Origin of the sequence: Rhizobium sp. M10 (genome assembly GCF_002531955.1) — a bacterium.
GTDB lineage: Bacteria > Pseudomonadota > Alphaproteobacteria > Rhizobiales > Rhizobiaceae > Rhizobium > Rhizobium etli_C.
In genome coordinates, this window is record NZ_NWTA01000006.1 from 137,965 (window position 1) to 160,350 (window position 22,386).

At 62.1% G+C, this 22,386-nt stretch carries 25 protein-coding genes; 13 read left to right on the forward strand and 12 right to left on the reverse strand.

The genetic code is table 11. The annotated features are described in order from the left end of the window. Window positions 1–7 precede the first annotated feature (7 nt). The 7 genes from CO671_RS12110 to CO671_RS12140 all read right to left on the reverse strand — a co-directional run bounded on the left by CO671_RS12110 (window position 8) and on the right by CO671_RS12140 (window position 5,545). A complete protein-coding gene (locus CO671_RS12110; RefSeq protein WP_097606117.1) occupies window positions 8–1,003 on the reverse strand; it encodes a biotin-dependent carboxyltransferase family protein in 996 nt (331 codons plus the stop codon). Further along, window positions 1,000–1,707, reverse strand: coding sequence for a 5-oxoprolinase subunit PxpB (pxpB, locus tag CO671_RS12115; protein ID WP_097606118.1), 708 nt, complete (start codon window positions 1,705–1,707; stop codon window positions 1,000–1,002). Before pxpB ends, CO671_RS12110 begins: the two co-directional genes overlap by 4 nt. Beyond that, complete coding sequence (locus tag CO671_RS12120) at window positions 1,704–2,117, reverse strand: acetyl-CoA carboxylase (protein WP_097606119.1); 414 nt, start codon at window positions 2,115–2,117, stop codon at window positions 1,704–1,706. Before CO671_RS12120 ends, pxpB begins: the two co-directional genes overlap by 4 nt. Then, entirely contained in the window at window positions 2,114–3,508 is a 1,395-nt protein-coding gene (gene accC / locus CO671_RS12125) for an acetyl-CoA carboxylase biotin carboxylase subunit (protein ID WP_097606120.1), read from the reverse strand. Before accC ends, CO671_RS12120 begins: the two co-directional genes overlap by 4 nt. After that, entirely contained in the window at window positions 3,508–3,939 is a 432-nt protein-coding gene (locus CO671_RS12130; protein ID WP_097606121.1) for an acetyl-CoA carboxylase biotin carboxyl carrier protein subunit, read from the reverse strand. Before CO671_RS12130 ends, accC begins: the two co-directional genes overlap by 1 nt. Before the next feature lie 161 nt (window positions 3,940–4,100). After that, complete coding sequence (locus CO671_RS12135; protein ID WP_097606122.1) at window positions 4,101–4,379, reverse strand: CopG family ribbon-helix-helix protein; 279 nt, start codon at window positions 4,377–4,379, stop codon at window positions 4,101–4,103. 95 nt (window positions 4,380–4,474) lie between these two features. Continuing rightward, window positions 4,475–5,545, reverse strand: coding sequence for a LacI family DNA-binding transcriptional regulator (locus CO671_RS12140; protein ID WP_097606123.1), 1,071 nt, complete (start codon window positions 5,543–5,545; stop codon window positions 4,475–4,477). A gap of 222 nt (window positions 5,546–5,767) precedes the next feature. Between CO671_RS12140 and CO671_RS12145 the strand changes: the two genes are divergently transcribed. From CO671_RS12145 to ppk2, 7 genes are all read left to right on the forward strand, one after another. Beyond that, a complete protein-coding gene (locus tag CO671_RS12145) occupies window positions 5,768–6,721 on the forward strand; it encodes a sugar phosphate isomerase/epimerase (RefSeq protein ID WP_097606124.1) in 954 nt (317 codons plus the stop codon). Between the two features lie 57 nt (window positions 6,722–6,778). Continuing rightward, the gene (locus CO671_RS12150; protein WP_097606125.1) at window positions 6,779–8,011 is read left to right on the forward strand and encodes an ABC transporter substrate-binding protein; all 1,233 of its coding nucleotides are present in this window, start codon (window positions 6,779–6,781) and stop codon (window positions 8,009–8,011) included. Between the two features lie 101 nt (window positions 8,012–8,112). Then, window positions 8,113–9,000: a sugar ABC transporter permease gene (locus CO671_RS12155; RefSeq protein ID WP_097606126.1), complete on the forward strand. Its 888-nt coding sequence runs from the start codon at window positions 8,113–8,115 to the stop codon at window positions 8,998–9,000. Then, a complete protein-coding gene (locus tag CO671_RS12160) occupies window positions 9,000–9,884 on the forward strand; it encodes a carbohydrate ABC transporter permease (RefSeq protein ID WP_097606127.1) in 885 nt (294 codons plus the stop codon). Before CO671_RS12155 ends, CO671_RS12160 begins: the two co-directional genes overlap by 1 nt. 7 nt (window positions 9,885–9,891) lie before the next feature. Then, the gene (locus tag CO671_RS12165; RefSeq protein WP_097606128.1) at window positions 9,892–10,974 is read left to right on the forward strand and encodes an ATP-binding cassette domain-containing protein; all 1,083 of its coding nucleotides are present in this window, start codon (window positions 9,892–9,894) and stop codon (window positions 10,972–10,974) included. Between the two features lie 84 nt (window positions 10,975–11,058). Beyond that, the gene (locus CO671_RS12170; RefSeq protein WP_097606129.1) at window positions 11,059–12,711 is read left to right on the forward strand and encodes a GMC family oxidoreductase; all 1,653 of its coding nucleotides are present in this window, start codon (window positions 11,059–11,061) and stop codon (window positions 12,709–12,711) included. Window positions 12,712–12,819: 108 nt separating this feature from the next. Further along, entirely contained in the window at window positions 12,820–13,734 is a 915-nt protein-coding gene (gene ppk2 / locus CO671_RS12175; RefSeq protein ID WP_010034250.1) for a polyphosphate kinase 2, read from the forward strand. A gap of 119 nt (window positions 13,735–13,853) precedes the next feature. Here ppk2 and CO671_RS12180 read toward each other — a convergent pair whose 3' ends face one another. Then, complete coding sequence (locus tag CO671_RS12180; protein ID WP_097606130.1) at window positions 13,854–14,729, reverse strand: aldo/keto reductase family oxidoreductase; 876 nt, start codon at window positions 14,727–14,729, stop codon at window positions 13,854–13,856. Between the two features lie 97 nt (window positions 14,730–14,826). On the opposite strand from CO671_RS12180, the gene CO671_RS12185 reads away from it, so the two are divergent. Continuing rightward, window positions 14,827–15,738: a LysR family transcriptional regulator gene (locus CO671_RS12185; protein WP_097606131.1), complete on the forward strand. Its 912-nt coding sequence runs from the start codon at window positions 14,827–14,829 to the stop codon at window positions 15,736–15,738. On the opposite strand, the gene CO671_RS12190 is transcribed toward CO671_RS12185, so the two are convergent. Genes CO671_RS12190 through rpsU form a run of 3 tightly spaced genes read right to left on the reverse strand, consistent with a single transcriptional unit; the run spans window position 15,721 to window position 16,338 of the window. Next, complete coding sequence (locus tag CO671_RS12190; RefSeq protein WP_245424975.1) at window positions 15,721–15,879, reverse strand: hypothetical protein; 159 nt, start codon at window positions 15,877–15,879, stop codon at window positions 15,721–15,723. The genes CO671_RS12185 and CO671_RS12190 overlap by 18 nt on opposite strands. Window positions 15,880–15,886: 7 nt before the next feature. Then, window positions 15,887–16,081 (reverse strand): hypothetical protein, encoded by a 195-nt coding sequence (locus tag CO671_RS12195; RefSeq protein WP_064685076.1) that lies wholly within the window; start codon window positions 16,079–16,081, stop codon window positions 15,887–15,889. A 23-nt stretch (window positions 16,082–16,104) separates the two neighbouring features. Next, entirely contained in the window at window positions 16,105–16,338 is a 234-nt protein-coding gene (gene rpsU, locus CO671_RS12200; protein ID WP_097606132.1) for a 30S ribosomal protein S21, read from the reverse strand. 628 nt (window positions 16,339–16,966) lie between these two features. Here rpsU and CO671_RS12205 point away from each other — a divergent pair. The 5 genes from CO671_RS12205 (at window position 16,967) to CO671_RS12225 (ending at window position 21,681) form a co-directional block, all read left to right on the forward strand. Then, a complete protein-coding gene (locus CO671_RS12205) occupies window positions 16,967–17,674 on the forward strand; it encodes an Ig-like domain-containing protein (RefSeq protein WP_097606133.1) in 708 nt (235 codons plus the stop codon). 167 nt (window positions 17,675–17,841) lie between these two features. Then, on the forward strand, window positions 17,842–18,030 hold the full coding sequence (locus tag CO671_RS12210; RefSeq protein ID WP_010029109.1) for a hypothetical protein: 189 nt from the start codon (window positions 17,842–17,844) through the stop codon (window positions 18,028–18,030). Window positions 18,031–18,410: 380 nt separating this feature from the next. Then, window positions 18,411–19,907 (forward strand): DUF4173 domain-containing protein, encoded by a 1,497-nt coding sequence (locus CO671_RS12215; protein ID WP_097606134.1) that lies wholly within the window; start codon window positions 18,411–18,413, stop codon window positions 19,905–19,907. Window positions 19,908–19,954: 47 nt separating this feature from the next. Next, window positions 19,955–20,659, forward strand: a complete 705-nt coding sequence (locus tag CO671_RS12220) for a response regulator (protein WP_097606135.1) — start codon at window positions 19,955–19,957, stop codon at window positions 20,657–20,659. Continuing rightward, entirely contained in the window at window positions 20,659–21,681 is a 1,023-nt protein-coding gene (locus CO671_RS12225; RefSeq protein ID WP_097606136.1) for a HAMP domain-containing sensor histidine kinase, read from the forward strand. Before CO671_RS12220 ends, CO671_RS12225 begins: the two co-directional genes overlap by 1 nt. Window positions 21,682–21,698: 17 nt before the next feature. Here the strand turns inward: CO671_RS12225 and CO671_RS12230 are convergent, their stop codons facing one another. Next, window positions 21,699–22,337 (reverse strand): TetR/AcrR family transcriptional regulator, encoded by a 639-nt coding sequence (locus CO671_RS12230; RefSeq protein WP_097606137.1) that lies wholly within the window; start codon window positions 22,335–22,337, stop codon window positions 21,699–21,701. Window positions 22,338–22,386 lie beyond the last annotated feature (49 nt).

The window sequence follows — 22,386 nt, forward strand, 5'->3', positions numbered from 1 at the left end:
GCTTCCCTTAGGCCATCGCCTTCAGGGCGCGCTTGACCATCCCGGATGTCAGCCTGACATCCTCGACATAGCGGGCGACGGCCTGTTCGACTGTGCGCGCTTCCGCATGCGTCGAGCGGATGAATTTCAGGCGGGCGCCGATGCGGGCCTGCCCGAGCCGCCAGAGATCGCATTCGATCACGCCGGCGACCTTCGGATAGCCGCCGGCCGTATTCGCATCGCTCATCTGCACGATCGGTTCGCCGCCGGGCGGAACCTGGATCACGCCGGGCACGACACCATGCGAGCGCATCTCGATGGCGGCGGTCGGCGTGATCGGCGCGCCGGACAGGCGGTAGCCCGTGCGGTCGCTGCGCGAGGAAATCCGCCAGGTCTGGCTCCAGAAGGCTTCGCCGTCTCCGGCGAAAAGACCATGCTCGCCGGCAGGCAGGGCACGGATCGGCAAGATGCCGTCGACGGGCGCCGGGAAGACCTCGCGCAGTGCCACGGCCGGCTCGACGACCGCGAGGCCCGTGGCCGGCAGCATGGCAATCTCCGCGTCCTCGCCGACCGCGATCCGATCGCCCTTCGCCAGCGGCCGGCCGGCATTGCCGCCGAAGCCGCCGCGCAGCGACGTGCTTCGCGATCCCATGACAACTGGAATATCCAGCCCGCCTCCGATCGAAATATAGGCGCGCGCCAACCGCGGGGGCTGCTGCAGTTGGAGAAGCTGTCCGGGCTCTGCGGTGTAGGCGCACCAGGGAATGAGTTCCGATCCGTCGAGGTGAGGACGCCCGTCGGCCCCGGTCACGGCAAAGACGGTGCGCCGCTCGAAACGCAGGCTGAACGGGAAGGTCTGGACCTCGATCACCGCCGCATTCTCGTCATTGCCGACGATAATATTGCCGATCCTGACCGCAAGCGGATCCATCGCGCCGCTCGCCGATACGCCGATGTCGCGATAGCCGGGACGTCCGAGATCCTGCACCGTGTTGAAAGGGCCGCTTTCCCAAATCTCGATCATAGCTCGATCCTTGCCGGCAGGAACCGCACCGTATCTCCGGGCGCCATCAAGGCGGGGGTCGGCGAGCTTGGGTCGAACATCTCAAGCGTCGCGAAGCCGATGGAATTCCAGCCGTTGGGACCGGTCAGCATGGCGACGCCGGTCTGCATGCCGCCGATCGTCACGCAGCCCTTCGGCATCTTCAGTGACGGCACGGTCTTTCGCGGCATGTAGATGCGCGGATCGAGGCCATGCAGATAGCCGAAGCCCGGCGCGCTGCCCAAGGCGAAGACGCGGTAGATGGCTTCATGATGGATGCGGACGACCTCGCGGTCGCTTAAGCCCGAGAGATCGCAAAGGGCCGGAAGATCGGTCGCATGTTCGCCGCCGTAATGGACGGGAATCTCGATGGTCTTGCCGTTGAGATCGATGCTCTGCGCATTCTCCCATGCCTCCAGCAGCCGGGCGACCGCGGCATCGGGATCTTCGGGCGTCTCCTTGAAGATCACCAGCAGGTTGGTCATCCCGGGAATATTTTCGGCAAGGTCCGCCCAGCCTCTCACCGTCTGAGACAGGGCCCAGATCCGCCGTTGCGCGATGAGATCGAAATCGCCTGGCGCCTCGAGCAGGAAGGATCTGGCCCCGATCGAGGAAACCCGCGCCCGGCTTTGGGTGGCCGGAACGATTTCGCGTGGCGAGGCATGTCTGTTCGTCGTGGCGATCATGATGGCAGCTCGATTTCGAACAGAGGATCACCGAAGCCGACCAGGGCGCCGGGCTCGGCGAGCAGCCTGGTCAAGACACCGGAGCGGCCGGCGCGAAGGGGAAGCAGCACATGCCCTACCCTGATGAAGCCGAGGAGATCGGCATCGGATACCGAGCGCGGCAGCGTTTGCGGTGTGGCGGCGGCGGCCGGATGTTCGGCGCAGAAATGCCCCGCCAGCGGCGCCTTCACGACCACAGGTGCGGAGCCTGGAGCGCGGAGTGCGGCTACCTGCGCGCCGCCCTCCCCTGAAATGACGATGCGAAGCTGCCCGTCAGGCCGGGAGATTTCGAGGCCCGCCACGCCGGCGGCCGTCAGCGCCTCGGTCAGGAATGCGATGGTCGCGGGATCGCTGAAGTCGATGGCGCTCATGCCGCGGCCCTCCGCAGCTTCAGCCAGTGCTCAAGATAGTGGATATCGGTCTCACCGCGGGCGAAGGCGTGGTCCTCGAACAGGGCGCGCAGGAAGGGGATATTGGTGGCGATGCCTTTGATCTCGGTGCCGGCAAGCACCTCGCACATTCTGGCCATTGCTTTCGCCCGCGTCGGCGCGTGGACGATCAGCTTGGCGATCAGCGAGTCGTAATAGGGCGAGACCCTGTAGCCGGGATGAATATGCGTATCGACCCGGATGCCTAGCCCCTGCGGCAAAGTCAGATGAGTGACGACACCTGCCGACGGCAGGAAGGTATCGGGATCCTCGGCGTTGATGCGGCATTCGAAAGAGTGGCCCTCGCAGGTGACATCGCTCTGGACGAGATCCAGAACGTCACCCTGGGCCGCCTTTATCTGCGCCTGGACGATATCGATCCCGCTCGTCATCTCGGTGACGGGATGTTCGACCTGAAGCCGCGTGTTCATCTCGATGAAATAGAAAGCGCCGTCCTCATAGAGGAATTCAAAGGTGCCGACGCCGCGATAGCCGATCTGGCGGCAAGCCTCTACGCAGGCCATGCCGACCGGCTGGATGATGTCGGGCGCGATTCCCGGCGCCGGTGCTTCCTCCACGACCTTCTGATGGCGGCGCTGCATCGAGCAGTCGCGATGCCCCAGCCACACGGCATTGCCGTGATCGTCGCAAAGAACCTGGATCTCGATATGGCGCGGATGCTGGAGGAACTTTTCCATATAGAGGGAGGGCGAGCCGAAGGCCTTGCGCGCCTCTTCCCGGGTCAGCGCTATGGCTTCATGCAGCTGATCGGCCTTCGGCACGACGCGCATGCCGCGTCCGCCACCGCCCCCTGACGCCTTGACGATGACGGGATAGCCGATCTCCAGCGCAATGCGCTCGATTGCGGCCGGGTCGTCGGGCAGCGCGCTATCGGGACCGGGAACGCAGGGGACGCCGGCCGCCATCATCGCCCGCTTCGCCGCGATCTTGTCGCCCATGGTTGCGATCGATGATGCCGTCGGCCCGATGAAGGTCAGCCCGGCCTTTTCGACGGCGTCGGCGAATGCGGCGTTCTCAGACAGAAAACCATAACCGGGATGGATGGCGCCCGCGCCGGTCAGGCATGCGGCGAGAAGAATGGCGTCCTGATTGAGATAGCTCTTGCCCGCGGTCGAAGGGCCGATGCAGAGAAAATGGTCTGCGGTCTTGATGTAAGGCGCTTGCCGGTCTGCCTCGGAGCAGATGGCGACTGTCTTCAGGCCGAGTTCGTGGCAGGCGCGCTCTATCCGGGCGGCGATCTCGCCGCGATTGGCGATGAGGACCGTGTCGAAACGGCGTCCTGAAGCAGCGGATTGTTCAGATGTTTCCGGCATCAGGCGATCTCCGCCAGCAGGTCGCCGGTCTCGACCTCGCCATTGTCGATATCGGTCAGGTGCGTGATGCGCCCGGATCGCGGCGCGGCGATCGTATTGAAGACCTTCATCGCCTCGATGATGAACAGGGTCTGCCCTTCCTCCACCGCGTCGCCGATCGCAACGAATGGCGGCTCGCCGGGCGCCGGCGCCCGGTGCAGAACGCCAAAGACGGGCGCCTTCACCGCATAAGAGGCTTTCTCGGCGCTCGAAGGTGCATCGGAGACGAGATCTATCGTCGATTCCGGCTTTTGCGGGGGCTCGGCAACGCCTGCCTCTGCCGGCGACGTGCGGAAAATCCGAACCGTCACGTCCTTTTCCGTCACGGTCAGCTCGGTAATATTCGATCGTCCGACAAAGTCGATCAGCGTCTTGATCTTCGAGAGGTCCATGTGCGTGCTCGGAATTTCAAATTCCGCCGGGCAGACCCGAAGGTTCGGATCGCCCGGCGTCGTGATTTTCGTAGCACGACGCGCCGACTGATGGGGTCAGACGAAGTTTTGATGGAGTGCAGTCAGCGCCCTGTCGGCCCTATCGCTGGACTGGGAGAAGATTACTTGTGGCATTCGGGTGCGGACAACTCGTCGTCAGTTCCCCAGGTCGAAAGCCACTTTTCGGCCTCGACGCCGGTGACGTGCAGTCCTGTCGCTTCAAATTCATTCCAGGCGTCAAGCGTCTCCTGCCGCAGCGCCTCGCGCTTCTCCTCGCGCTCGACATATTGCGCGATGGCTTCGCGCATGATCCAGTGGGACGAACGGCGGCGCGCCTCGGCCAATTGTTGGACGCGGCCCTTTAGCTCATCATCGAGTTTGAGCGAGGTCGGCGATGCCATGAGGCCTCCTTGGTCAGAGGTAATACCTGCCGAAAATTGGGTTTTCTCGCGGTATTTGTCCATGAATGAATTCAATGACGCGGTTCAGGGCATCGTCAAGTCTTCGGAGGGGCGATGCTCTCCCGCAGGATGAGCTTGCTGCGGACGACGGTGCGCACGGAGGCCGGGTTTTGCCTCTGGCCAATGGCGTCGAGCAGCAGTTCCACCGCCGCGCGCCCCATCTCTTCCACCGGCTGTTCGATCGTCGAGAGCGGCGGCGAGGAGAATTCGCAGACCGGGGAGCCGTCGAAGGAAACGACGGAAAGATCGTCGGGAATGCTCAAGCCGGCGCGCTGGATGCGGCTGACGAATGAAATGGCCATGTCATCGCTGGTGGCGATGACCGCCGTAGGTTTTTCGGCCAATTCAGCGAAATCGTCTGCCGCCTGCACGCCGATATCGAAACCGTGCTGATAATCGAGACGGCCGCCCGAGCGATGCACTGCCTTCTGCGACAGGCCGGCTGCCTCAAGCGCTTCGAGCACGCCGCCATAGCGCTCGACGTCGTGATAATTGCCTTCAGGTCCGGCAAGATAGAAGAACCGCCGATGGCCCAAGCGGATCAGTTCGGCGGTGACGTCGCGCACGGCCTCGCGGTCGTTGGTGACGACGCTCTGCAGGCCCGCATCGCTCATGTCGAGCAGCATCGAAACGATCGGCAGGCCGGAATTTGCCAGGGAGCGCCCATCGACCTCCGGAAGCTTCGACGACAGAATGATCGCTCCGCGCACGCTGCCGCCGAAGGCAAGATCGAGAATGTGCCGCTCGGAAATTTCGTCGCGATCGAGGTTGGCGATCATCAGGTTGTAACCGCCCTGGATCAGCGATTTGTTGATGCTCTGCAGGACCTGCGGAATGATCTGCGAGACGCCGTAATAGAGCGATCCGGGCAGGATGATCATGATGATGTTGGATTTGCCGACCCGGAGGCCCCGCGCCATTGCATTGGGCGTATAGCCGAGCTGCTTGGCCGCCGCGTTGATCTTGGCGCGGGTCTTCTCGTTGACGCGCCCGGGATTGGCGAGCGCACGGCTGACCGTCGATATCGCAACGCCGGCGAGCCGCGCGACATCGGCCATCAACGCGCCCGATTGATCCTCGCCGACCACATCCTTGTTTTTATTCACGTTTATTTCTTTCCCTCGGATGCTTCGATTTGCAACTCTAAGACAGGCGATGGTCTATAGCAAACGTTTGCCAAAAATCGCTTGCCAAAAAAACCAGCTTGGCTATCATCTGCCAATGGCAAACGATTGCCATTTATTAATGCGTTGAAAATCCATGACTTATTGGATGTGGGGCTGCTGTTCCGCAGGCGGATGGGTCGTGCCTCGAGAAATGGGATAGATATGGCTACTGGCGACAGGCTGCGCTTCGGCGTCGATCTCGTGACGTTCTTTCATCCGGGCTTCTGGGGTGTCGATAGCGATGATGCAATCGTCGCCTATGCCCGCGGCGAACCGCGCGCCTTCTGGGACAAGATCCTCGACAGCGTCCAGGCCTCGGGCATTACCGGCGTCGAGGTGACCTTCTCTCCCTTCAACTGGCAGGATGCGATCAAGACTTATGGTTCCGTCGACGCTTTCGCAGCCGAGCTGGCAAGCCGCGGCCTGACGCTCTGCAGCGGCTTCTTCGCGGAGCTTGAGGCGGCGGGCGATTTTACCGACCCCGAGGCCCAGCGCGCGCTGATCGACAAGGCGGAACGTTATGCCGACTTCCTGAAAGCCTGCGGCAGCGACATCATGGTGATCGGCGCCCCGCTTCGCCAGACGCTCGGCGCCCAGCCGGTGCAGTTCCACGATTTTGACCGCGCCAAGCTGATTGCCGATTTCCTCAACCGGCTTGGCGCAGCCCTTTATGTGAAGGGTGTGCGGCTGGCGCTGCATACCGAGGCTCATTCGATTTTTGCCGGCGCGCGCGACGTCGACCTGATGATGCTTCTGACCGACCCCGCCTATGTGCATATGTGCCCGGACACGGCCCATATCATCGTTGCCGGCTCCGATCCCGTCCAGCTCGTCGATCGTCATCACGAGCGGATGATCATCGCTCATTGGAAGGATGCGATCGGACCCATGCCCGCCGACACCCCGATCGACAAGCACATTCACGATCGCCACCGCCCTTATTTCTGCGGCTTCGGCCTCGGGCGGGTCGACTGGCCGGCCTGGATCCGGCTGTTGCGCGACCGGTCTTATGAAGGCTGGGCGATCCTCGAACTCGATGCTGCGCCGGATCCCGTCCGCGACATCGCCAACGGGCTGACGCTCGTCCGGCAGGCGCTCCTGCCGATCTATCGCTGACTTCATTCCGAAGACGACGAACGCCCCGCCAAGAGGGCATTTTCAAGAGGTGGAACAATGAAGACCATGATGAAACTTTTTCTTGCCGGCGTGGCAGTCGCCGGTCTTCTCGCCTCGGCCCATGCCGAGGACAAGCCGACGATCGAGATGATGTCGTCCTGGACGTCGGGCGGCGAAGCGGCGGCCTTGAATGTCATCAAGACCGAATTCGAAAAGCGCGGCGGCGTCTGGAAGGATTCTTCGATCGCCGGGTTCGGCGCGGCCGATGCGGCATTCCAGAACCGGATCGTCGCCGGCGACGCGCCGGGTGCCAAACAGGGCGTCATCGGCCTTGCGGCTGCGGATTTCGTCAGCCAGGGCCTGTTCAACCCGATCGACGACGTCGCGGCCGCCGGAAAATGGGCCGACGTCCTGCCGAAATCGATCACCGATCTCATTTCCTATGACGGCAAGGTCTATCTCTCGCCGACCGGCGCCCATGGCGAAAGCTGGGTTTTCTATTCCAAGGAAGCCTTCGAGAAGGCCGGCATCACGGAGGAGCCCAAGAGCTGGGACGAATTCTTCGCCGACCTCGACAAGCTGAAGGCCGCCGGCATCATTCCGGTCGCCTGGGGTGGGCAGCCCTGGCAGCAGACCAAGGTCTTCAACATGATCCTGCTGTCGCAGGTCGGGATCGACGGCTTCCTGAAGATCTATGTCGACAAGGACAAGAGCGAGGCTTCCGTCGAGGGCGTGAAGAAGACCCTCGAAATCCTCGGCAAGCTGCGCGCCTATGTCGATGCGGGGGCCGCCGGCCGCAACTGGAACGACGCGACAGCCATGCTGATAACCGCCAAGGCCGGCGTTCAGTTCATGGGCGATTGGGCCAAGGGCGAATTCACCGTCGCCGGCAAGGAGCCGGGCAAGGACTATGGCTGCATGATCGTGCCGGAATCGAAGGGCATGGTTTACATCGCCGACTCCCTGTGGTTCCCGAAGACCAGCAATGCCAGCACCGACAAGGCGCAGAAACTTCTCGCCGAGGTCGTCATGGACCCGGCCGTCCAGGTCGAGTTCGCGCTGAAGAAAGGCGCGGTGCCCATGCGCACCGACGTCGACAAGTCGAAGCTCGATGTCTGTGCCCGGAAGGGCGCGGAGCTGATGGCTGCGGGCGCGATCGTGCCGGACCAGGCGATCGTGCTGACGCCCCAGCAGGTCGGCGCGCTCGACGACTACGTCGACGAATTCTGGAGCGGCGGCTCGAATGACGCAGCCTCCGCCGCCGCGAACTTCTTCGCCATTTTCGAATAGGATAGCGCCGGTGGCGTCGGTCTGATGCCGACGCCACGGCTGTCGGCCGTCGCCATTGTGCAGCGGCGGCGCGCTCCTTTCATCCGTCGACGAGCTGGCCGATGTCCTTCAAACGCAAGCCTAACCTTTCAGCCACGATCGCCCTGCTGCCGACATGGTTCGTCGCGGTGGTGGTCTTCATCGGCACCATGGCGTGGTCGATCCGCCTGTCCTTCACCAATTCGACGCTCTTTCCCTCCTCGACCTATGTCGGCCTGGCGCAATATTCGAAGCTCTTCTCTTCCGCCAAATGGCTCGCATCGCTGCAGAACGTGCTGATCTTCGGCGTCCTCTACGTCGCAGGCTGCCTGCTGCTCGGCTTCCTGCTCGCCGCCGCCCTCGACCGCAAGATCCGCTTCGAAAGCGCCTTCAGGACCATCTTCCTTTATCCCTATGCCATGTCTTTCGTCGTGACCGGGCTGATCTGGCAGTGGATGCTCAATCCGACGCTCGGCATCCAGGCGAGCGTTCGCTCGCTCGGCTGGGAAAGCTTCGTGCTCGACTGGGTGGTCAATCGCGACATGGCGATTTATGCGCTGGTGCTTGCCGGCGTCTGGCAGGGTGCCGGGCTGGTCATGGTCATCGCGCTCGCCGGCATGCGCGGCATCGAGGCCGAACAATGGAAGGCGGCGCGGATCGACGGCATTCCCGTCTGGCGGATCTATGTCTCGATCATCCTGCCGCAGCTCGGGCCGGCGCTGGCGGCGGCCGGCATGCTGCTCGCCATGGGCGTGATCAAGACCTACGACATCGTCGTCGCCATGACCAATGGCGGTCCCGGCAATGCGACCGAGGTGCCGGCGAAATTCATCATGGACAATCTGTTCGGCCGCCAGAACCTCGGCCTCGCCACGGCAGGAGCGACGGTGCTTGTGCTCGGCGTCATCGTCGCGGTCGCTCCGTTCCGCTACGCGATGCACATGCGCGCCAGAGCGAAGGGAGCCGCGTGATGGCTGATCTCCATCCGAACGGCCCGAAGCCGGCCCGCCTCACGGCCGGGCGCATCGGCCTTTATGCCTTCCTGGTCGCCGCCGCGCTGTTCTTCCTTCTGCCGCTCTACACCATGGTGGTCACCTCGCTCAAATCGATGGACGAAATCCGGCTCGGGCAGATCTTCGCTTTGCCGGCGACGCTCGATTTCTCCGCCTGGACGACCGCCTGGTCAGGTGCCTGCATGGGAACCGTCTGTGTCGGCATTCGCAGCGGCTTCTGGAATTCGGTGGCGATCACCGTTCCCGCGGTCGCGCTCTCGGTCTTCATCGGCGCCGTCAACGGCTATGCGCTGTCGCTCTGGCGGCCGCGCGGGGCCAACCTGCTCTTCGGCCTGTTGATGGCCGGCGGTCTCATCCCCTACCAGATCTTCCTCTATCCGATGGTCCGGGCGATGGCCAATATCGAGCTCTACAATTCGCTTGCCGGCATCATTCTCGTGCATGTCATCTTCGGCCTGCCGCTGGTGACCCTGCTCTTCCGCAACTATTTCGTCAGCGTGCCGGAGGAGCTCTGCAAGGCGGCACGCGTCGACGGCGCCGGCTTCTGGCGCATCTTTTTCGAGATCATGCTGCCGATCGCCGTGCCGATGGTCGTCGTGGTCTCCATGCTGCAGTTCACCGGCATCTGGAACGACTTCCTGCTCGGGCTCGTCTTCGCCGGCCGCGACAATCTGCCGATGACCGTCCAGCTCAACAATATCGTCAACACCACGATGGGCGAGCGCACCTACAATGTGAACATGGCAGCGACGATCCTGACTGCCCTCGTCCCGCTCGCCATCTATTTCCTGTCCGGCCGCTGGTTCGTGCGCGGCATCGCAGCCGGCGCAGTCAAGGGGTAACGCTTCCATGCAATCCGCCGTCTCCGTCAAGGATCTGAAGATCGCCTATGGCCACCATACGGTGATCGAAAAAATGTCGATCGACATCGCGCCCCGCGAGTTCCTGGTACTGCTCGGCCCTTCCGGCTGCGGCAAGTCCACGCTGCTGAACGCCATTGCCGGGCTGCAGGACATCGCTGCCGGCGAGATCTGGATCTCGGGCAAGAACGTCAGCTGGGAGGAGCCGAAGGACCGCGGCATCGGCATGGTGTTCCAGTCCTACGCGCTCTACCCGCGCATGTCGGTTCGCAAGAACCTCTCCTTCGGCCTTCGCGTCGCCGGTCTGCCGAAGGCCGAGATCGAGGCCCGCGTCGCCCGCACGGCCGCTCTCCTTCACCTCGACACGCTGCTCGACAGACGCCCTGCCGAACTCTCCGGCGGCCAGCGCCAACGCGTCGCCATCGGCCGGGCGCTGGTGCGCGAAGTCGATGTCTTCCTCTTCGATGAACCGCTGTCGAACCTCGACGCCAAGCTGCGCAACGAATTGCGCGTCGAGATCAAGAAGCTGCATCAGCGCCTCGGCAACACCATGATCTATGTGACCCATGACCAGGTCGAGGCCCTGACCCTTGCCGACCGCATCGCCATCATGCGCGACGGCGTCATCCAGCAGCTTGCCTCGCCAGCCGAGATCTATCGCCGCCCGACCAATCTCTTCGTTGCCGGTTTCATCGGCGCGCCGACGATGAACTTCGTCGAGGGCCGGATCGAGCGCGGCGACGGCGCGCCGGTCTTTCGAAGCAAGGGGCTTGCCGTCGATCTCTCCGGTTATTCCTTTCAAGCCGCTGCGACGGAAGGACCGGCAACGCTCGGCTTTCGCCCCGAGCATCTCGTGCTCGACGGGGCGGCAAGCAGCCTGCCCACCATTACCGGCCGTGTTTCCGTCGTCGAGCCGATGGGATCCGATGCGGTCGTCTGGTTCGACTGGGCCGATCAAAGCCTCTCGCTCAGGCTGATGGGCGACGTCACCCTGCAGCCGGGCGACGCCGTGGCCCCCGGGCTCGATATCGCCAAGGCGTCGCTCTTCGGCGCCGACGGATCGCGGCTCTGATGCGCCGCCCCTTGGTTTTCTCGCAATCGCCGGCGCGTCGCGCGCCGTTTTGAGCAATTGCTCCAGGACAGGATTTGGAAAGACATGTCTGAGATCGTCTATGATGCGCTGGTGATCGGCTCCGGCGCGGCGGGTTCCTTCGCGGTCAAAGAACTGACGGCATTGGGACTGTCGGTGCTGCTGCTGGAGGCCGGTCCTGCCGTCAGCCTTAGGGATTTCGACCCGGCGCGCAAGAAAGAGCCGGCCAGCAGCATCAATATCTGGGAGCGTGCGCGCGCCACGATCAGGGGCCAGCCAATTCAGGCGCGCGCGGCCTTTTTTACCGAGCGCTTCAGCCACTTCTTCGTCAACGACCGCAAGAACCCCTATACGACGCCGAAGGGCGAGCCTTTTCTCTGGATCCGCGGCCGCCAGGGCGGCGGGCGTCTGCACAGTTTCGGCCGCGTGCTGCTGCGCTGGACCGACGACGATTTCAAGATCCGGTCGCGCTCTGGAAAGGGCGTCGATTGGCCGGTCTCCTATGACGAGCTCACGCCGTTCTACGACGAAGTGGAATCCTATCTCGGGCTCTACGGCAACAAGGACGATGCGCCGACGCTGCCGGACGGGATCTATGCCAAACCGGCGGGTTTGACGCCCGCCGAACAGATCTTCAAGCAAGCGGTTGAAAGCCGTTGGCCGGAGAGGCGCGTCGTTTCCTGGCGCTACATCGCACCGGACGCCGAACGCATGCCGCGGCCGCTTAAGGATGCCAAGGCCACCGGCCGGCTGACGGTCCGCTACGACGCCGTCGTTCGCCGCATCACGACGGATGAGAAAACCGGCCGCGCCACCGGCGCGGAATTCATCGACCGCAATACGGGTGAGATATCGTCGGCCCGTGCCGCGACGGTCGTGCTGTCGGCCTCGCCGATCGAGAGCGTGCGGCTGCTCCTCAATTCGGCCTCGGCCCAACATCCCGACGGCCTTGGAAACAGCTCAGGCGTCCTCGGCCGCTATTTCATGGATCAGCTTCCCTGCCTCGCCTTCGGTTCCTTTTCGAAGGCGAAAGGTTGGGCGCCCGACGAATCCGCTCCGACCGACCCGTTCTACAATCCCTCGGGCGGGATCTTCATCCCCCGTTTCGGCGAGGGTGACGCGGCCCGCGGCGATTTCGACTACCAGGGCAGCGTCGGCCGGGCGCCTGTTTCCGGGGACACCGATGCGCGTCTCGCCTTCTTCGGCTTCGGCCGCATGCTGCCCTATGCCGACAACCGCATCACCCTCGATGCCAGGCGCAGGGACGCCTGGAACATTCCCGTGCCGCATATCCGCTGTGTCATGCAGGCGGAGGAGCAGGCGCTGCTTCGCCGGCAGGAGGAAACGCTGATCGCCATGGTGAGCGAGGTCGGCGGCGAGCTCGAATTCATCGGCTCGCCGACCGGCCTCAAGGAGATGGGCAGGGGCGCCTTTCCCGATGCGGATGTCTTCAGCCGCTTCATGTTCCGCACATGGTTCCGCAAGACCATGTGCATGGGCGCCGCCATCCATGAAACCGGCGGTGCGCGCATGGGTGAAAGCCCGGAGGCGTCGGTGCTCAACCCCTACAACCAGGTCTGGGATGCCCCGAACCTCATCGTCACCGACGCCAGCGCCTTCCCCGGCAGCGGCATCGCCGGCACGACGCTCACCGTCATGGCCCTGACGATCCGCGCCTGCCGAAACCTTGCCGACCGATATCGTGCGGGGCAGCTCTAAGGCGCGCTTGGAACGAGAGACGCGGGTAGCCGTTTCAGCTCGATCAGTGGTCGTCATATAACCTTCGCACTGACATGCTCCTGTCAAAACAACAGGAAGGAAAAAACCATGGCTCAAACACCGCAGGACCAACTCGACCGCATAAAGGCCGAAATTGCAGACAGCTTCGATGAGGAGCTGGAAATGCAGATGGAGGAAGACCGGCTGGACGATCTGGTCGCCGAGGGAATGTCGGAACCGGCCGAGCAGACGCTCGAGCGAAAGATCTACTTCCGCGAACTCTTCCGACTGCAGCACGAACTGGTGCGGCTGCAGGATTGGGTTCAGCACAAGAAGCTGAAGGTCGTCGTGCTCTTCGAAGGCCGGGATTCGGCCGGCAAGGGCGGCGCGATCAAGCGCGTCACCCAAAGGCTCAATCCGCGCGTCTGCCGCACCGTCGCACTGCCCGCCCCGACCGAGCGTGAGCGCCATCAATGGTATTTCCAGCGTTACGTTCCGCACCTGCCCACAGCCGGCGAGATCGTGCTCTTCGACCGCAGCTGGTACAACCGCGCCGGCGTCGAGCGCGTGATGGGGTTCTGCACCCCCGACGAGCTCGAGGAGTTCTTCCGCTCGGTGCCGGAATTCGAGCGCATGCTCGTCCGCTCCGGCATCGTGCTGATCAAATACTGGTTCTCGATCACCGACGAGGAGCAGGAATTCCGCTTCAAGATGCGTATCCACGATCCGCTGAAGCAGTGGAAGCTTTCACCGATGGACATGGAAAGCCGTGTCCATTGGGAGGAATATACCAAGGCCAAGGAAGAAATGCTCGCGCGCACGCACACCAAGGAGACGCCTTGGTGGGTGGTGCAGGCCGTCGACAAGAAACGGGCGCGGCTGAACTGCATCGCCCATCTTCTCGAGCAGATTCCCTATGAGGATGTGCCGAAGCCGGAGATCCAGCTGCCGGATCGCATCCGCCATGCCGATTACAACAGGGCGCCGGTTCCGGCTGAAATGTACGTACCGGAGCGCTATTGAGCGCTGTTGAAGGCACGGCGCGACAGGTCAGCTGCCGAAACATCGATAATCCGCAGTCCGCCGGCTGCGCCACGCGAGGCGCGGCGTAGCGGCAGACCGTCTGCGGCCATCGCATGCCGTCAGGCAGCGATATCGGCCATCCGGTTCAAATCTTCGATGGCCTCATCGGGCAGCACGAGGCCGGCGGCGGTGAGGTTTTCCCTGAGATGGCCGACGGAGGAGGTGCCGGGGATCAGCAGGATATTGGGCGCGCGATGCAGCAGCCAGGCGAGCGCCACCTGCATCGGGGTAGCGCTGAGGCGCTCGGCGACCTTGGAGAGAGTGGACGACTGCAGTGGCGTAAACCCGCCGAGCGGGAAGAACGGCACATAGGCGGTGCCCTCACGGGCGAGCGCGTCGATGAGCGGATCGTCGGCCCGATGCGCCAGATTGTACTGGTTTTGCACGCAGACGATGTCGGTGATCCCGCGGCCTTCGGCGACCTGGCGCGAGGTGGCGTTGCTCAAGCCGACGTGGCGGATGAGACCCTGCCGCTGGAGATCGGCAAGCACCGTCAGAGGTGCTTCTATCGATCCTTCGGCCGGGCCATGCACGTCGAACATGATCCTGAGGTTGACCACATCGAGCACGTCAAGGCCGAGGTAGCGCAGATTGTCGTGCACTGCCTGGGTCAGCTCATGGCGCGAGAAAGCCGGAATCCAGGACCCGTCCGTGCCGCGCCTGGCGCCGACTTTGGTGACGATGACGAGACCATCGCGATAGGGGTGAAGGGCTTCGCGGATGATCTGGTTGGTGACGTGCGGACCGTAGAAATCGCTGGTGTCGATGTGATTGACACCGCTTGCGACCGCCTCGCGCAGCACCGCAAGCGCGGCGCCATGATCTCTGGGCGGGCCGAACACGCCGGGCCCCGCGAGCTGCATGGCGCCATAGCCAAGTCGCTTCACGTTGCGGTCGCCGAGATTGAAGCTGCCGGCCTGATCGATAATGGACATGATCTCACTCCTTTCAAGAGATGAGGCCAAGACTACGCCGTGGCGGAGCGTGTGATAATCCGGTACAATCCGTACAGGCCGTGCGGAGTGGCGAACAGTGAAAGCAGATTTGAGTGATCTCAATGCCTTTGTCGCCGTGGCGCGGGCCGGCGGTTTTCGCGAGGCGGCGCGGGCCAGCGGCAGCAGCGCCTCTTTCTTGAGCGAAGCGGTGCGGCGCCTCGAGGCTGAGCTCGGCGTCAGACTGCTCAACCGCACGACGCGCAGCGTCGTTCCAACCGAAGCGGGCAAAGGCCTGCTGGAACGGCTTGGCCCTGCTTTGACGGAGGTGGAGGCCGCGCTCGACGTGGTCAACCGATTTCGCGACAGGCCGGCCGGTTCTCTGCGGCTCAACGTGCCGGTCAGCGCGGCGCGCCTGGTGCTGCCAGCCATCGTCCCGCCATTCCTCGCCGCCTATCCCGATATTCGCCTCGAGATCGTCGCCGAGGAGAGCTTCGTCGACGTGCTGGCTGCCGGATGCGATGCCGGCATCCGTTACGACGAGCGGCTGGAGCAGGATATGATCGCAATAGCGATCGGGCCGCGCCAGCAGCGCTTTGCCACTGCCGCGTCCCCCGACTATCTCGACCGCCATGGCCGGCCGCAACATCCGAGCGAACTCCTCGACCATGCCTGTCTGCTGGGCCGGTTTGACAGCGGTGCGCTGACGACGCCCTGGGAATATGAGCGGGACGGCGAAGTGGTACGGGTCGAACCGTCAGGACCATTGATCGTCAAGGTCGGCGGGGCGACCGATCTGTCTGTCGACGCCGCCATAGCGGGCACGGGCGTGATCAGCATTTTCGAAGACTGGCTGCGCCCGTATTTTGACAGTGGCGTTCTCGAGCCCATTCTCGAACCCTGGTGGCAGCGCTTTTCCGGGCCGTTTCTCTATTATCCCGGACGGCGCCTGGTGCCGGCACCGCTCCGCGCCTTCATCGATTTCGTCAAGGCGTCAGCTAACCCGGCTTGAACGAAGTTGCAGTGCCGGTATCGCTTCGAGAACGGAGCGCTGCAAATCCGGGGTTCCGATATCCGGGAAATATCGAAACCCCTTCGGAAGGCGGTCGTCGGCCACACCAGAGAGATCCTTCTGCGCCGTCACCGTCACCATTCGCTCCTCAATGCACGCTTGGAGTTTCCATGACCATTGCGAAGTCTTCTGCGACCAGTTCGCTGACGGCTATGAGGATTTCTTCCCGTGAAAAGCCCGATGTCAGCGCACGCTGGATCAGATCCTGCAGATCCGGCTCGACCACATCACGGCAATCCTCGAGGCGTTCTTCTGAAATGGCAAGGCTATTCAATTCGTCCATTGTCTATCCTTTCGGGAAAGCTATCAACGCGCTGCCGCCTGCTTCCGCCCGGTCAGCAGTCCTTCGCGCTGCATCTTCTTGCGTGCGGCCTTGCGCTGCCGGCTGATCGCCTGGGCTTTTTCTCTGACGCGGCGTTCGGACGGCTTCTCATAGGCGCGCCGCTCCTTCATTTCGCGGAACAGTCCTTCGCGCTGCATTTTCTTTTTCAACGCCCTCAGGGCTTGATCGACGTTGTTGTCTCTGACGAGTACCTGCATTCGCATTCTCCTTGTTTGGATGGTGGGCCGGGTTATCAGGCGATCAGGCCTGCATTCACGGCGGCTAAAGAGGCAAATGCCCTTCACGCTCCAGCAGTTTGGGACAGCACCGCGACCCTTGCGCCGGCCGATCAACGACCGCAGCCGCAGTCGCCATATTTCGTGGGTTCAAAAAGAAATCCTCTGACGGCCGTAGCCGGAATCATCTTGCTGCTGGGATTGCCCATGGGCCGCCCGGATGGCGCATGCGGCCGATCCTTTTGCTTTCATTCCCGTGTCGGCACTGCTGGAGTGTCCGGTGAGATCGGCTGCGGCTCTAAGGTAGGTGCCGGTGTCAATGATTGCAACGGTGTGCAGCCGGGATAGAAGCAGCGTCAGAAGAGCACGGCCGCAACATAGTCACCGGGCAGGTTCCTTCAAGTTTACCGGGTGTAAATTGGTCGAATTTGCTTCAAATTTGATTGAATCAGATAACGTATTGGTCGCTTCATAAACGTCAATGCACGTTATGGGTGAATGTTAACCTTGCGTTAAATACCCCATTGACTTGCAGTATTAATAAGTTGTTAAAGAAGCCGCTCGCTAAGGTCAAAATGACCCACCGATAAAACAATTTTAGGAGAAACTAATGGCTTCCCTGATTCACGCAACTGACGATAGTGTAACTTTTGCAGAAACCGACGTAATTTCCGGAAATCTTCTGTCCAACGATTCCTCCGACAACGGCCGCCTGTTCCTGCGCGCCTTCGACCAGCAGGCGGTCGGCGCCAAGGGCGGCAACAGCCAGGTCACCGAGATCCAGGGCGACTACGGCACGTTCTTCGTCAAGCCGGATGGCAGCTATACTTATGTCCTGAGCGATGCTGCCAAGATCGGCTTTACCAATGGTGAAACGCTGACAGAACGCGTCTCCTACAAGATCTCCGACGGCAACGGTCACACCGATGTCGGTGTATTCTCCCTGAATATCCAGGGCGTTACCCAGGTTAAGCCGGTCGCGGTCGACGATACATACAGCTTCACCGAAGGCAGCCCCATCACGGGTAACGTTCTGGACAACGACATCGCCGGCGACAACGGCAAGATGTTCCTGCGTCAGTTCCTGAATACACAGGTAGACTCCCCTGCCGACGCCGTAACCGACGTTGCTGGCACGTATGGCACGTTCCACGTCAAGTCGAACGGCGAGTTCACCTACGAGTTGAACACCGATCTGAATGCCGATCAGACCTACACGGAGGTTCTGCGGTACTACAAGATTTCGGACGGCGAAGGTCACACGGACACTGCCCTGGTGACGCTCAACATCACCGGTACGGACGTTCATACGGTTTGATCGCCCATAACAGGTTAGCGAAACGCGACGCCCGCCGCAAAATCGGCGGGCGTTTTCGCATCCGCGTTCCTGATACATGCTTCCTGGATATAGTTGCTCGTAATCCTTTTTAGCTAGTTCTTATAAAATCCCCAGGGGGGTAGTCTCGTTGTTCGGAGGACACGCCGTTGACCGAACACATCGAACCCAGGCAAATCGAAACGGACGATCTGACGAAAGTCTGGTCCGTCACGGAATTCTGCGCTCGTCACCATATCGATGCCGAGGAACAAGCGATGCTGCTCAAACTTTTCGGGCCCTTCGCGACAGCCTGCGAGCTGCTGCACAATGCCAGACGTGCACAGCGATTCCGATAGTGTCCTTCTTAATTCCTTCGCCCTGCCTTGCGGAAGACCAACGGCGCCTACATACGCCCGAGGTTAGGCCCTGACCTTGCGTTCGCGGGCGACTGCCTAATGGTGCAGCGTCCTCTGCGCGTCTGAACGGACGCGCGGCGCTTTGGGGCAATTTCCTGAAATGCTCCTCGCTTTCTGCACAAAATCTGCAATCCGGCGCGCCATCTTCCTGCCATGAGCAAGAACGCCAGCCCGCCCCGCCCCGCACCCTCCGCTTTACCGGATCGCCTCCGCAATGACGGATGGTGGCTGACGGACGGGTCTCAAGACACCCCTGCCGCGACGAGATCGGACACCAGGCTCATCGTGATCGCAACGCGGCCTTTGCAAGAGGAGTAGCCATGGATACAGCCGATATTTTGACAGAACCGATGCCGATCAAACGGGGCGGTGGCCGTCCCGTGGCGCTGCTTGCGCTGGTGGCGCTTGCGGATTTTCTGATCTTTGGCCAGGCGCTCGGGATAAACCTCTTCCTTTTTGCGCTCGCCGTCTGCGTCGGCATTCTGTATTCGGCCAGGAAGAGGCCGCAGTTTTCGATGGCGGCTTTCCTGCTCGGTTTTTTGGTCCTGGCGTCGGCGCCGCTTGTGGAAGCGCCCTCGCTCACCGGCCTCGTCCTCTGCTTCGGCGCACTGATGTCGGTTGCTCTCGTCAGCGCCAGACTGATGCCCCGCCGCCTTACCGGCCTGCCCCTGGTGTTTTTCCGCTTCGCTCTCGTCATTCCCTTGCGGCTTGCCGAGAGTATCCGGAAATATCTTGCGACGCCGGCCAAAGGGTTTTCTTTTGCTGTGGTCCGACAGGGCGCTGGCCTCTGGATCATGCCGGTCATTCTCGCAGCGATCTTCGTATCTCTCTTTGCAGCGGCCAATCCGCTGATCGAAATCGCGCTGCGCAGCATCGATTTTGCCGTTTTGCTACAGTTCCTCGATCTTTGGCGGATCGGCTTCTGGATGATGATCGCTATTGTCGTCTGGGCGATGCTGCGGCCGCGCCTGAAGCGTCGCGCTGCAAGATCGCACGCCGGCAGACCGTTCATGATCGTGCCCACCAGGAATGCGCCGTTTGGCCATGCTTCGCTGTTGCGATCCCTCGTCTTGTTCAACGCAATTTTTGCCGTGCAGACGCTACTCGATCTCGTCTATCTCTGGGGCGGCGCCAATCTGCCCGAGCACATGAGCCACGCCGAATATGCCCATCGCGGCGCCTATCCGCTGATTGCCACGGCGCTTCTCGCCGCCGGCTTCGTCCTCGTCGCCATGCGCCGCGGTGGCCCCGGCGATCATAGCGCGCTGATCCGCGGCCTCGTCCATGCCTGGATCGGCCAGAATGTCCTGCTCTGCCTGTCCTCGATGCTGCGACTCGGGCTTTACGTCGAGGTTTATTCGCTGACGGAGCTGCGTGTCGCCGCCGGTCTCTGGATGGGCATCGTCGCCATCGGTCTTGTCTTGATCCTGCTGCGCATTCTGTTCAATCGATCCAACGCATGGCTGATCACCGCCAACCTCGCCTCCCTCCTTACGGTTCTCTACATCAGCTCCTTCATCGATTTTCCGGCTTTTATCGCCCGCTTCAATGTCGCTCACAGCCAGGAGATCAGCCAGGAAGGCCCGCCGCTCGATCTCGACTATCTCTCCTCGCTCGGCCCTTCCGTCATCCCGGCGCTCGATCGCTATATCCAGATGCTGCCGGATCAGCTGATCGACAAGAAGAGCGAAGCTGTGACGGTTCGCTACTATCTCTCCACGAACTTTCAGATGCGCCGGCGCGACTGGCGAAGCTGGACCTTCCGATCCGCGCGGCTGGAGAGCTATCTTCTCTCTCCCGCAGCCATTGCAAGATAGAACGAGAACGATGACAACAGGCACGACAAACCAACACAGGACCGGTGATGGCGCCCCGCATTCTCGTCGTCGATGACGAACCTCACATCCGCGATGTGATCTGCTTTGCACTTGAGCGCGGCGGTCTGACATCGACCGCCGTTCGTGGCGGCACCGAGGCGATGGCGGCCTTCCGCCGCGGCAACATCGATCTGATCATTCTCGATATCGGCATGCCCGATATGGATGGTCTGGAGGTCTGCCGGCAGATCCGCCAGACATCGGCACTGCCGATCCTGTTTCTGTCCGCCCGCGACGAGGAGATCGACAGGATCCTGGGGCTCGAAATCGGTGGCGACGACTATGTCACCAAGCCTTTCAGCCCGCGCGAACTCATCGCGAGGGTCAAGGCGATATTGAAGCGAAGCGGCAACGGGGCGGCGCCCGACAGACGCCATGCCGCCCTTGTTGCCGGCGAGATCAGCCTGGATCGCCACGGCCGGACGGTCATGTTCGGTGACAGCGCCCTCGCGATGACGGGCCTGGAATTTGCAATCCTGGAAGCATTGCTGTCGCGTCCCGGTATGGTCTTCAGCCGCGAACAATTGATGGAAGCGGCCTATGGCGCTGGCACCTACGTCGCCGACCGGACGATCGACAGCCATATCCGCAACATCAGAGCCAAATTCACCGCCGTCGGCGGCTCCGGAATCATCGCGACCGTTCACGGCATCGGCTTCAAGCTTAGCGGTGAAATCGGGAGGAAGGCCTGATGCCGGCGCCGAAAGTCAGGGTGAAATGGCGGCCGAGGCTGGCGCTGATCGTCTATGCCGTGCTGCTCGCCGTCATGGCTCTGCCGATCCTGATCGTCGTCTGGTTTCGTGCCGTCGAGGCAAGTTCGAGCCGGATGGCGCCGGCGGAAATCGGGGCGCTTGCCATTGTCGCGATGCTGACACTCGGCATTGCCTATGTGCTGACGCGCACCATCACCGGGCCGATCGACGCGCTGATCGCCCGCACGGAAGAGATCGCCCGTGGCGGCAAGGCGGCAATCCGTCCGCTCGACAGCTATGGAACCCGGGAGATCGCGGTGCTGTCGCAAAGCTTCCTCGATCTTGCCGGAAAACTGGTCGACCGCACGGACTATGTCCGCTCCTTTGCCGCCCATGTCTCCCACGAGCTGAAATCGCCGCTGACGGCCATCCGGGGGGCGGCGGAACTTCTGCGCGATGACGATGCCGAGAGATCGATGACCACAGCACAGCGCTTGCATTTTCTCGACAATATCGTCGCGGACGCCGTCCGGCTCGACGCATTATTGCAGCGGCTGCGCGAACTGGCGCAGGCGGAAACGCCTGTGAGCGAGGGCGGAAGCTGTGTCGCCAGCATCATAACGTCACTGCGCGGACGTTTTCCCGCCCTTGAAGTTTCGGCTGCCGGAGATGCGGAAACATCGATCGCGCTCCCGCACGAAGCAGCCGTCGTTGTCTTTGCCAACCTCGCCGAAAACGCCTTACAGCACGGCGCCACGCTGTTGGAATTCGTCATCTCGGCCGACGACCGCAAAGCCGTCTTTCTCGTTCGTGACGACGGCAGCGGGATTTCCGAGGCTAATCGCGAACGCATCTTTCAACCGTTCTTCTCGACCCGCCGCGAACAGGGCGGCACCGGGATGGGCCTCGGTATTATCCGCGCCATGCTGAGTTCCCATGGTGGCACCATCCAACTTCGGCCGACGGTCGGCACCGGCGCCGAGTTCGAAATCACCCTGCCCGTGCCATCGCCGCGCAGTTGAGCTGGAGCCTCCTGCCCTCAGCTTTTCAGATAGCTGACGACGGCGTCGGCAATCATGCCGCGATGGCGTTCGATGGTATCGCCGTCCGAGAGATTGCGCCTGAAGATCGTCCCGAACGTATAACGGTTGGAAACGCGGAAGAAGCAGAAAGCGCTGATCATCATATGGATGTCGATCGGGTCGGCCTTGCGCCGGAAGATGCCCTGGTCGAAGCCGCGCTCCAATATGCCGGCGATGGTTTTAATGACCGAAACGTTGAGATCGCGGATCGCCTCCGAACGAAGCATATGTGCGGCGTGATGGATGTTCTCGATGCTGACCAGGCGGACGAAATCGGGATTGGCCTCGTCGTGGTCGAAGGTCGTCGAGATCAGCGTCCGTAGCGCCTCTTCCGGTTCGAGATCGGACAGATGCAGATCGGATTCCAGCGAGCGGATCTTGCGGTAGGACTGTTCCAGGACGGCAAGGTAGAGCCCCTCCTTGCTGCCGAAATAATAATAGATCATCCGTTTCGAGGTACGCGTCTTCTCGGCAATCGAGTCAACGCGGGCGCCGGCGAGCCCATGGGTCGAGAATTCTTCGGTCGCAACGAGGAGAATATCCTCCTTCGTCTGCTGTGGATCGTTCTTCCGGCCGTTTTCGCCCCGTTCCGCCATGGACCTCGTTACCGCGCTTTCTAATCTATTGTTTTATATTTTGAATTTC

Excerpts from the sequence above, each read along its gene's own strand:
- CO671_RS12165 (WP_097606128.1), top strand. The coding sequence starts at position 9,892 with ATGCAATCCGCCGTCTCCGTCAAGGATCTGAAGATCGCCTATGGCCAC.
- CO671_RS12135 (WP_097606122.1), bottom strand. The coding sequence starts at position 4,379 with ATGGCATCGCCGACCTCGCTCAAACTCGATGATGAGCTAAAGGGCCGC.
- CO671_RS12130 (WP_097606121.1), bottom strand. The coding sequence starts at position 3,939 with ATGGACCTCTCGAAGATCAAGACGCTGATCGACTTTGTCGGACGATCG.
- CO671_RS12215 (WP_097606134.1), top strand. The coding sequence starts at position 18,411 with ATGGATACAGCCGATATTTTGACAGAACCGATGCCGATCAAACGGGGC.
- ppk2 (WP_010034250.1), top strand. The coding sequence starts at position 12,820 with ATGGCTCAAACACCGCAGGACCAACTCGACCGCATAAAGGCCGAAATT.
- accC (WP_097606120.1), bottom strand. The coding sequence starts at position 3,508 with ATGCCGGAAACATCTGAACAATCCGCTGCTTCAGGACGCCGTTTCGAC.
- rpsU (WP_097606132.1), bottom strand. The coding sequence starts at position 16,338 with ATGCAGGTACTCGTCAGAGACAACAACGTCGATCAAGCCCTGAGGGCG.
- CO671_RS12110 (WP_097606117.1), bottom strand. The coding sequence starts at position 1,003 with ATGATCGAGATTTGGGAAAGCGGCCCTTTCAACACGGTGCAGGATCTC.
- CO671_RS12120 (WP_097606119.1), bottom strand. The coding sequence starts at position 2,117 with ATGAGCGCCATCGACTTCAGCGATCCCGCGACCATCGCATTCCTGACC.
- CO671_RS12190 (WP_245424975.1), bottom strand. The coding sequence starts at position 15,879 with ATGGTGACGGTGACGGCGCAGAAGGATCTCTCTGGTGTGGCCGACGAC.
- CO671_RS12205 (WP_097606133.1), top strand. The coding sequence starts at position 16,967 with ATGGCTTCCCTGATTCACGCAACTGACGATAGTGTAACTTTTGCAGAA.
- CO671_RS12145 (WP_097606124.1), top strand. The coding sequence starts at position 5,768 with ATGGCTACTGGCGACAGGCTGCGCTTCGGCGTCGATCTCGTGACGTTC.
- CO671_RS12225 (WP_097606136.1), top strand. The coding sequence starts at position 20,659 with ATGCCGGCGCCGAAAGTCAGGGTGAAATGGCGGCCGAGGCTGGCGCTG.
- CO671_RS12150 (WP_097606125.1), top strand. The coding sequence starts at position 6,779 with ATGAAGACCATGATGAAACTTTTTCTTGCCGGCGTGGCAGTCGCCGGT.
- CO671_RS12195 (WP_064685076.1), bottom strand. The coding sequence starts at position 16,081 with ATGGACGAATTGAATAGCCTTGCCATTTCAGAAGAACGCCTCGAGGAT.
- CO671_RS12220 (WP_097606135.1), top strand. The coding sequence starts at position 19,955 with ATGGCGCCCCGCATTCTCGTCGTCGATGACGAACCTCACATCCGCGAT.
- CO671_RS12230 (WP_097606137.1), bottom strand. The coding sequence starts at position 22,337 with ATGGCGGAACGGGGCGAAAACGGCCGGAAGAACGATCCACAGCAGACG.
- CO671_RS12155 (WP_097606126.1), top strand. The coding sequence starts at position 8,113 with ATGTCCTTCAAACGCAAGCCTAACCTTTCAGCCACGATCGCCCTGCTG.
- pxpB (WP_097606118.1), bottom strand. The coding sequence starts at position 1,707 with ATGATCGCCACGACGAACAGACATGCCTCGCCACGCGAAATCGTTCCG.
- CO671_RS12160 (WP_097606127.1), top strand. The coding sequence starts at position 9,000 with ATGGCTGATCTCCATCCGAACGGCCCGAAGCCGGCCCGCCTCACGGCC.
- CO671_RS12180 (WP_097606130.1), bottom strand. The coding sequence starts at position 14,729 with ATGTCCATTATCGATCAGGCCGGCAGCTTCAATCTCGGCGACCGCAAC.
- CO671_RS12170 (WP_097606129.1), top strand. The coding sequence starts at position 11,059 with ATGTCTGAGATCGTCTATGATGCGCTGGTGATCGGCTCCGGCGCGGCG.